This window comes from Paraburkholderia sp. GAS32, from assembly GCF_050434225.1.
Classification (GTDB): domain Bacteria; phylum Pseudomonadota; class Gammaproteobacteria; order Burkholderiales; family Burkholderiaceae; genus Paraburkholderia; species Paraburkholderia madseniana.
In genome coordinates this window covers 23921-32089 of sequence record NZ_JBNPVS010000073.1, presented here as the reverse complement: position 1 = coordinate 32089, position 8169 = coordinate 23921, and the positions used below count along the sequence as shown (strand labels likewise).

The following is an 8169-nucleotide window of genomic DNA, read 5'->3' as shown; positions in this document are numbered from 1 at the left end:
GTGTGATCCGTGCGCATGATGCTCTCTCCTTTGAACAGGACTCGACACGCTGATTTTACGTATCAGTTCCTCGACGCCCGTGCTCATAGGATCTATGAGGACAAAATGGATCTGCGTGGTGAAGGCTTCTTGAACTCAGCCGTCGACGACTGGATCAAGAGCAACAAAGAGAAAAATCGTGCGTTGTTTGAGCACGCTGATCGATTGCGAGATCTGGCATTGGAGCTGGCGCAGGAGATAGGCCGGGTCTCTTATTCCAAGCAAGAGGTGACCTTGACGGCGCTCTTGTTGCGTGCAATTAGCTCGTTCGAGGGCGTGATTCTTCTTTCGGAACGTGGAATGTTTGTCGAGGCAAGAACGATTGCTCGCAACGTGCTCGAGACAGCGTTTTACATGGGAGCGCTCGCCGAAGATCCCGGATTCGTTGACAAGATGGTTGCCGATTACGCCAAGCATCGGAAAGCATTGGCAACCGAGCTGATAAACGATAAGGCACATGCTGACGTGATTGGTGCTGACGTCTTGGAAAGACTCCAGCGCTTCCTTAGCGATCTCGATGCCTCCGACCAGGGGCTTAGCCGGGTCGTGTCGGAACAGACGGCGAGGCAGTCAGGTATGGCGCCACTCTATAGCTTCTTCCGGGATTTTTCCGGCGATGCACACCCGACCCTCCAGTCATTGAGCCGATATACCGATGGTCAACCTGACGTGACGGGATTTCGCCTCATGCCAGATGACGAGTGCGCTCATCAAGCGCTGGCACATGCGATGCCTGCGCTATACGCATGCATCATGCTGTTACAGCCAATCTTCAAGGCGGAGACTATATACGCGAGTGTTACTGATCACTTCCGCTGGTTTGCCAGCTATGGGCCGGAATAAGTTGCGTCTAGGGCTACCCATGCCGTCTCTCCAGACCTTGCCGTGTCGCCCCTAGCTCTTGGGGTGCTGAGTTTTTTTCTGCTCAGCTTCGAAGTGCTTGATGTGGTTTTCGCGCGCTTGGTTGCTTTTCGTAAGCGCTCCATCAATCTGGTGGGAGATTGTCCCCACGGATGCGTGTTTCGCAGGGTAGAGGTGATCGATGTCGAAACGCTCTACACAGGTTTTGGCCTGCTTCAGGCTCTGACCTACGCCGTGAAGAATTGCATTGAAAATGTTGACAGGCAGCACCGACTCCCGGCCATGCCAATCGGTGACTGTATCGGTCAGAACGTGCAACGAATCGTAAAGCTCGACAAGCGCGACGGCATCGTCTCCAGGCAGGCTGTGAAACTGCGGCGCATTCGGATAGAGAACGGGCATGATCGGTTGAAAGTCGATCTTCTCGTCCTTCGGCATTTCGTGGCCCAATGCGGCGCAGGTGTAGTTCGCGAGGGCTCGCTGATGGACAAACAGCGAGCGCGTGACCACTCGGAACAGCTCGGGAGTCAGATAGCGTTTGGCGTCAGACTCCCGACGCGATTTCTCCGCAGCGCTCGCCTGCTGCGTATTTATCAGGGTGATCCATCCGCCGAGCATCGTCGCGCCAGCACCAAAGAGAGCGCCGGCAATCGCCGGGACACCACACGCGAGTCCGAGAATACCCCCGCAAAATAGTAAGGCCGAGAGAGCAAGGTGTGGGTTGCGCCGAAGCGCAAGAGGTATAAGTTCATCCAACGCCGTGCCCCCGTCTTTGCTGCCCATGCCCGCCCCTCCTGTTTGTTTTGTCCGATGGATTATCAGTCGGTAACGGCGAGCGGGCAATCGTTGCTTGTTGTGTCAGTGGTCGGAACAACTCCGATGGAGCCTGTACTGCAAGCGATTGTTGACGACGTTGGCACCGATGCTGCCGGGCTACGATCGGTGATCGGCTATCGAGTCCAGGCGGGTCGATGAGAAGACGACGGATTTTTCACTTACAGCGGCAGTGCGCGACGGATTTTTCACTTTTCTTGGCACATGCTGGCCGCTCCCTGCCACTCTTCCTGAAACAACGCCCTAAAATCAACGACGCACTTTTCACTAATGGTGACAGCCGACACTACTGTCGCGTGCCACGGAAAGTGAAAACTGTGCCAAGTAAGTGAAAAACTGCCGCCACAGTTAGTGAAATAATCCGCGCGGCCAACGCTGTTCAGCGTGGACTCGGCCGTCCGCGACTGTCACTGATCGACCCGGAAGAGCCCTTCGGAATTCCCGGTAGCGGCCATTCAAATGACCATTTGAGGCTGCGTCGGACGCTTCAAAACCGTCTGGCCGGTCAAGTCTCCGGTTGGACGCGCCCATTTTTTCTCTTGGACTAAAGACCGGCCGCCGATTGGTCGGGTTTCATTCGACTCGCTGCTCGCTCGTCTTGCTGTCAGTGTCGTCAATCGGAAGTTCCTTCCGGCACTTGCGTCGGAGCACTATGCTTCTCATTAAGTGAGGTGCGAGGCTAAGCTCGCGAACGGCTACCGGATAGGTGCGTAGATTCCGATTGATTGATCCCACGCGCCCGATGTCGTTCTTGTCGACGGTTCGGCGCGAGGCTTCTGGATACGGCAGCGCGTCGTCGCGCGTGCGCGCGCGATGGATAAACTCTTCAAGGAGGCAGGGTCATGGGCGAGTTTGCGATTCAGGGATTTCGCGGAAGGCTGATCGATCCGTCAGACAAGGACTACGACGAGGCGCGAGCGCTGTACAACGGCATGATCGATAAGCGGCCCAAGGTGATCGCTCGCTGCACCGATGCCGCCGATGTCATGGCGGCGGTCAACTACGCGCGCGATAACAAGCTGCTTCTCGCAATCTGCGGAGGCGGACACAACGGCCCCGGTTTGGGCAGTTGCGACGGTGGGCTGGTCATCGACCTGTCGCAGATGCGCAGCGTGCGCGTCGACCCAGCGAGCCGCACCGTGCGTGTCGATCCAGGCTGCACTGCAGCGGATCTCGATCACGCGACTCATGCCTTTGGCCTCGCCGTACCGCTCGGCATCGTCGGCAGCACGGGCGTCGCAGGTCTGACCTTGGGCGGTGGAACCGGCTATCTCACGCGCAAGCACGGCCTCACGGTCGACAATTTGCTCGAGGTGGATGTAGTGCTGGCCGACGGCTCTTTCGTCACCGCTAACAAGGACAAGCACGTTGACCTCTTCTGGGCGGTGCGCGGTGGCGGCGGTAACTTCGGCGTGGTCACGAGTTTTCTATTTCAGGCCCACCGAGCCGAAATGGTGTTCGCCGGTCCGATCTTCTGGGACGCCCAGGACGCCAAGCAAGTTATGGCGATGTACCGCGACTTCATCCCAAACGCCCCCGAAGAGCTTGGCCTATTTGTCGGCCTCAAAACCGTGCCTCCAGTCGATCCCTTCCCTAAGGAGCACTGGAACAAACGCGCCTGTGCTCTGATCGGTGCTTTCAACGGGCCGATCGCAGAGGGTCAGAAGCTAATCGCCTCGCTGCTCGAGAAACTCCCCGCCCCGCTGTTCAACTGGATGGGCGAGATGCCGTGGACTGCCATCAACAGTCTGTTCGACCCGTTCTTCCCTAAAGGCTTGCAGTGGTACTGGAAGGGCGACTTTGTCAAGGCGCTGCCCGACGAGGCGATCGACGTGCACATCGCCAACGCGCTCAAGGCACCGACCCCCTTCTGCCTGATGCACCTTTACCCCATAGACGGCGCCGTTCGGCGGGTCGCCAAGGATGCCACGCCGTGGAGCGCGCGGGACGCGTCTTTTTCGATGGTAATTGCCGCGATCAGCCCCGATCCCAAGGACGCCGAGGCGCTTAAGACCTGGGGCCGTGCCTACTGGGGGGCCATCCACCCGTTCAATCTGGAAGGCGCCTACGTCAACTTCATGGACGCCGACGAGGCCGAGAACCGTGTCGAACTAAGCTACGGCGAGAACTACAAGCGCCTTGCCTCGATCAAGGCGAAGTACGATCCCAACAACCTGTTGCGAGTCAACCAGAACATCAAACCGGAAGCGTGAGTCTACGCGCGCGGCCTCGCGCGCCCGCGCCGCGTCGCGGTATTCAGCGCGAACACGCTGCCGACATTGCCGTCGTCGTTGCTGGCCGACTTGCCTCTGTCGCGGGCAGCTTGAAGAGCGTCTCACACGTCGCGCCGAACCTGATCAGCGCGACGCGTGAATCAAATCGGGTCTAACCGAACTCCACGGCGTTCACGTTCCCCGCACTCGAGGTTCCTAGACCTCTCCGGTGGGTGCAAGCCACCCGAAACAGTTCGCGAAAGTCCGCTTAGGAGCGATCCTAAGCTGGTACCTCGACGTCCGTTCTTGGCCGATTTCTGCCTGATCCCCGGATACAGTTAACGTGCTTAATTCGTGCACAGAATCCATTGCACAGTAGCCTCCCACGTCAATTCAAGCTTCGACGTTCCCGTCGAGATTGATAGTTTTTATGGGATCCACGTCGGCTCCAGCATGCGCGGTTATTCGAAGAGGTCTGCCTGTCTGTAGACCACATCCCCTTTGCGCTGTGGTTCTTCCTTCGGCTTCTCCTCGATGCGGAAGAAGTCTGGGTCGACGCCGGCGTGTTTGGCGGCCGTCAGCCAGTCGGGCATCGGACCGACCCCGTTCCAGTCGTGGCCTCGCGCGTCGCGGTACAGCGGCGGGTGCGCGAGATCTTTCTGAAATGACGCTTCCAGTGCGTCGAATGTGATGCCGAATTCCTGCATGCGTCGGCGGATCCAGATGATGAGCCGCTCGCGGGCCTCACCGTCAGCGATTTTCCCTTTCATTCCGAAGTACCCGGTTTTCGTTCGGGGGATTATAGCGACAGGCAGAAAAAAGCCCGCTCAATCGGCGGGCTGAATCCATATCGGAGGAGACATGGAGGAGACGGGTTAAGTATAAACCCTTAATTCTGTTGGCGCAGCGCCGTCGCGCGATTTTGTCGCACCAACGCGACAGGCTCAAGCCAGCTTGCAGTCCGTTCGTCGGTACGCCTCGCCTGCCTGGAAGCGGTCGAGCCGTTCGCTCGCTTCAGCGGCGGCCCACAGCGGGGCCTGGCGCAGTTGTTCATCGTAGGTCGTGACGATTACGGCGAACAGGCTGGCGGCACCCTCATCCAGTCGCCATTCGCCCGTGTCCCGGCCGCGGTCGAAAGCGGCCGAAATGGCGGCTTCCGCGACGACGAGTTGCTCGTACGTGGCCGCGCCGTAGCCTGCCTCGGCGATAAAGCCCGTCAGGATCATGGTCTGGGTAAGGGTCTGTGCGTTACGCACGCTGCCGACACCGGCACGCATCGTTGCGAGCGCAAGGTGTACCCGCAGCGCGAGTTCGTCGGCGGTAGCGCGCGGCATTGGCAACAGCATCGTTTTGGCGCGCCGCGCTCGTGCCGAGTTGGCGTTGCGAACGAATGGGAGAGTTTGGGGCATCAGGGTTCGTTGGTGATCTCTTGAACGGGGATAGTGGCCACGGGCGGAGGTTGCTTAAACGTTGCCTTCTGACGAAGCGGCCCCGCGATGTGCGATGAATGCTTCGACATGCCGGATCGCCCGTTCGCACTGGTCGAGTGACAGGTTGTGGATGGACGCCGGCACCGGATCGAAGCCGAGTTCGGATGCGACCCAGCGGATCGCTTTCGCGCGGGCCTCGAACGGATTGACGTGATCACGCCTGACCTTGCCCGAGACCAGTGGCTCGAGCGCGTCGTGCAGGCGGCTCTTCGCGTCGCGCAACGCGCCGTCGGCGAGACGTCCCAGCGGCACGTTCCGGGTGCTGCGCGAGTGGATGCCGATCCACGCCTGACACGCTGTGCAGACCCAGAGCGCGCCGTGGTCCTCGCGATAGGGATACGACGCTTCACCGAATTTCACGAACGCGGCGTGAGCGCCGCAGTAATCGCACAAGGGCTGGGGTAATGCCTTGATCGGGCGACCTACACGCACCGGAGACTCCTTCTCTCTGAATTCAGATCACATTATCCGCGATCGTCGGGAAGCGAAAGCTTTACGATTGTCGCGATCATTTGTAACTGAGACCGTGCGTCCCTCGCCCAACGCAAGCCCGGTGAATGGCCGCGGTCGAGCAGGTACGACCGCCTCTTGTCGACCCAAGCCGGAAGCTCGACCAGGCGCCGCCTCATCGGCAGCTTTTAAACCTGCTCATTCCTGCTCTGGTGAACGCGAGACAGACGGAGCAGTTGTGCCCGTAACTGCGCCGGTAATCGCAGTTGCCGAGATCCACGTCTGCCATTGAGAAGTGAAATCGAATTCGGGATCGAGCGCAAGCGCGGCGTCGAGTGCCTCGTTTAGCGTTTTTCCTCCTTGCAATGCGACGAAGGCAGCATGCGCGGCTGCGGAATGCACCAGTATCGTGGGTCGCCATCGTGGCCTGACAACCAGGGTCCACGTCGAGACGTGGAGACGCCGCGGCAAGATCGAGCCCGGTTGATGCGCCATCCAGATATCGATGATGGCATGGCGCGAGGCGAGTGCCGTGCATGCCGGGTTCACGATCAGCTGTGAATCGAGCAGTCGATCCTCGCCAACCTCAAGCCACTGCTGTGGGGTGAACGGCGTCACATCGGCCGCGAAATATGCGACGTGCAGCGACCACTCCAGGCGCGCAACGTCACCGAAGTATCGATAGCGCCGGTCGCGTTCGTATTTCCCAATGAATGCCGGCAGTTGATCGCCGAAGCTGTTGAGATCACCACTCTGCGACGGATGAGCGCGGGCGTACGCAATTGACAGCGCATCGAACCAGGCATCGCCAACCAGCGCCAGCAATACCGGGTACGCATTGGCGAGCGCCGCTCGCCAGTGGGTGCGCACATTGCCACGGTAAAGCCCGATGCGGCTATGCACGCTGGCATCGAGATCAAGTCCGTCTGCGAGATGCGTGTGCGAGTCCGATATCCTGCTTTCCCGAGACGGTGCAGGCGCCCATGCCGCCGTCGACGGCACGGGTTTCAAACGCCTGTGCAGCGGTTGTTCATGTTCCGCACCGTCAAGCGCATTGGCAAACGATCGTTGGAGGAATTCAAGCTGAGCAGTCGTCATTGGCCTCCCGCGCGGCAGTCATGTCTGGTGGCGTGGTTGGGCATGTCCGAGCCTGACACGGTCGCGGGCAAGCTGCGCCTCGTCAAGCAGCACGCTCAATGGCGGCACATCGGTGTCCCATTCGATCAACGCTGGCGTTTCACCAAAGCGGCACAGCGCATAGTCATAAAGCGCCCAAACGGCCGACGCGATGCGCGAACCATGGTCGTCGATCACGGCACCATCGGTCACGCGATGGCCAGCAAGATGGATCTCACCGACCACGCCAATCGGCAACGCATTCATCGCGGCGATCGCGTCTTCACTGTGATTGCACTGGTTCACATACAGATTATTGACGTCGAGCAGTACCCCGCAACCGGTACGGCGCGCCAGCTCGGCAAGGAATACCGTCTCGTCGTATTGGTCATCGATGAACCGAACGTATGTCGAGACGTTTTCCAGCAGGATCGGGCGGCCGAGAAACTCCTGCACCTCGCTGACTTTTGCGCTGAGATGATCGAGTGCCGCATCGGTCAGTGGCATCGGCAGCAGGTCGTTCAGGTGACCTGCCGATGTCGCGCCCCAGCACAAATGCTCGGAGACCACCGCAGGCTCGATCCTTTCCACGAGGCGCTTCAACCTGCCGAGGTGAGCCAGGTCGAGCGTCGTGGCCGAACCGAGCCCAAGCCCCACGCCATGCAGGCTGACTGGCAGATCGCGCCGCACGGTCTGAAGGACGTGCAGATCGTAACCGCCGTCGCCGAAATAGTTCTCGCTGTGTACTTCAACCCAGTCGACGGGTGGCACCGTCTCGAGGAAATCGGCGTAGTGCGCGTGACGCAGTCCTATACCGATGCCCGCAGGCGCGCGGAAAGAAGGACAGAGGGTATTCATGCGAACTGCGTCCCGGAGTGGTGATGGCCGCGCGGCGCAGCGCGCGTCATTTGGCGACTGTTCCGCCCATTTTTTTGCAGGTCCCTTTCGGCACCCTCTTGAAGTCGCCCTTGTCGTGGTCGACCTTCGCCTCGCCTGCGCAGTCATGCACCCCCGTCTTGCTCGCGCAGTCATTCTGGCCGGCCTTGGCGATGCCCAGGCACTCCACCTGTTCATCCGCATGTGCGGCGGTCACGGCGGTCGTGGCGAGGCCAGCGAGCGCGACGGCAATCAGGGCTTTCCGGTTGAGGTTCGATTTCATCTTGCTT

At 59.8% G+C, this 8169-nt stretch carries 9 protein-coding genes; 2 read left to right on the top strand and 7 right to left on the bottom strand.

What is annotated here, in order from left to right; genetic code table 11:
* Positions 1-105: 105 nt before the first annotated feature.
* Positions 106-882, top strand: a complete 777-nt coding sequence (locus tag P3T25_RS45455; RefSeq protein ID WP_429364060.1) for a DUF5677 domain-containing protein — start codon at positions 106-108, stop codon at positions 880-882.
* A 51-nt stretch (positions 883-933) separates the two neighbouring features.
* On the opposite strand, the gene P3T25_RS45450 is transcribed toward P3T25_RS45455, so the two are convergent.
* Entirely contained in the window at positions 934-1683 is a 750-nt protein-coding gene (locus P3T25_RS45450) for a hypothetical protein (RefSeq protein ID WP_429364058.1), read from the bottom strand.
* An 893-nt stretch (positions 1684-2576) separates the two neighbouring features.
* On the opposite strand from P3T25_RS45450, the gene P3T25_RS45445 reads away from it, so the two are divergent.
* Positions 2577-3947, top strand: coding sequence for an FAD-binding oxidoreductase (locus P3T25_RS45445; RefSeq protein ID WP_429364056.1), 1371 nt, complete (start codon positions 2577-2579; stop codon positions 3945-3947).
* Between the two features lie 461 nt (positions 3948-4408).
* On the opposite strand, the gene P3T25_RS45440 is transcribed toward P3T25_RS45445, so the two are convergent.
* The 6 genes from P3T25_RS45440 to P3T25_RS45415 all read right to left on the bottom strand — a co-directional run bounded on the left by P3T25_RS45440 (position 4409) and on the right by P3T25_RS45415 (position 8162).
* Positions 4409-4717 carry a hypothetical protein gene (locus P3T25_RS45440; RefSeq protein ID WP_429364054.1) on the bottom strand — a complete coding sequence of 103 codons (309 nt, stop codon included), beginning with the start codon at positions 4715-4717 and terminating at the stop codon, positions 4409-4411.
* Between the two features lie 174 nt (positions 4718-4891).
* On the bottom strand, positions 4892-5356 hold the full coding sequence (locus tag P3T25_RS45435; RefSeq protein WP_429364052.1) for a hypothetical protein: 465 nt from the start codon (positions 5354-5356) through the stop codon (positions 4892-4894).
* Positions 5357-5410: 54 nt separating this feature from the next.
* On the bottom strand, positions 5411-5869 hold the full coding sequence (locus tag P3T25_RS45430) for a zinc-finger-containing protein (RefSeq protein WP_429364050.1): 459 nt from the start codon (positions 5867-5869) through the stop codon (positions 5411-5413).
* A gap of 216 nt (positions 5870-6085) precedes the next feature.
* Positions 6086-6985 carry an HvfC/BufC family peptide modification chaperone gene (locus P3T25_RS45425; protein WP_429364048.1) on the bottom strand — a complete coding sequence of 300 codons (900 nt, stop codon included), beginning with the start codon at positions 6983-6985 and terminating at the stop codon, positions 6086-6088.
* Between the two features lie 18 nt (positions 6986-7003).
* A complete protein-coding gene (bufB, locus tag P3T25_RS45420) occupies positions 7004-7861 on the bottom strand; it encodes an MNIO family bufferin maturase (RefSeq protein ID WP_429364046.1) in 858 nt (285 codons plus the stop codon).
* A 46-nt stretch (positions 7862-7907) separates the two neighbouring features.
* Positions 7908-8162, bottom strand: coding sequence for a BufA1 family periplasmic bufferin-type metallophore (locus P3T25_RS45415; RefSeq protein WP_429364044.1), 255 nt, complete (start codon positions 8160-8162; stop codon positions 7908-7910).
* Positions 8163-8169 lie beyond the last annotated feature (7 nt).

Coding starts and splice junctions, on each gene's coding strand:
- P3T25_RS45440 (WP_429364054.1), bottom strand. CDS start 4,717: ATGAAAGGGAAAATCGCTGACGGTGAGGCCCGCGAGCGGCTCATCATC.
- P3T25_RS45435 (WP_429364052.1), bottom strand. CDS start 5,356: ATGCCCCAAACTCTCCCATTCGTTCGCAACGCCAACTCGGCACGAGCG.
- P3T25_RS45450 (WP_429364058.1), bottom strand. CDS start 1,683: ATGGGCAGCAAAGACGGGGGCACGGCGTTGGATGAACTTATACCTCTT.
- P3T25_RS45425 (WP_429364048.1), bottom strand. CDS start 6,985: ATGACGACTGCTCAGCTTGAATTCCTCCAACGATCGTTTGCCAATGCG.
- bufB (WP_429364046.1), bottom strand. CDS start 7,861: ATGAATACCCTCTGTCCTTCTTTCCGCGCGCCTGCGGGCATCGGTATA.
- P3T25_RS45445 (WP_429364056.1), top strand. CDS start 2,577: ATGGGCGAGTTTGCGATTCAGGGATTTCGCGGAAGGCTGATCGATCCG.
- P3T25_RS45415 (WP_429364044.1), bottom strand. CDS start 8,162: ATGAAATCGAACCTCAACCGGAAAGCCCTGATTGCCGTCGCGCTCGCT.
- P3T25_RS45455 (WP_429364060.1), top strand. CDS start 106: ATGGATCTGCGTGGTGAAGGCTTCTTGAACTCAGCCGTCGACGACTGG.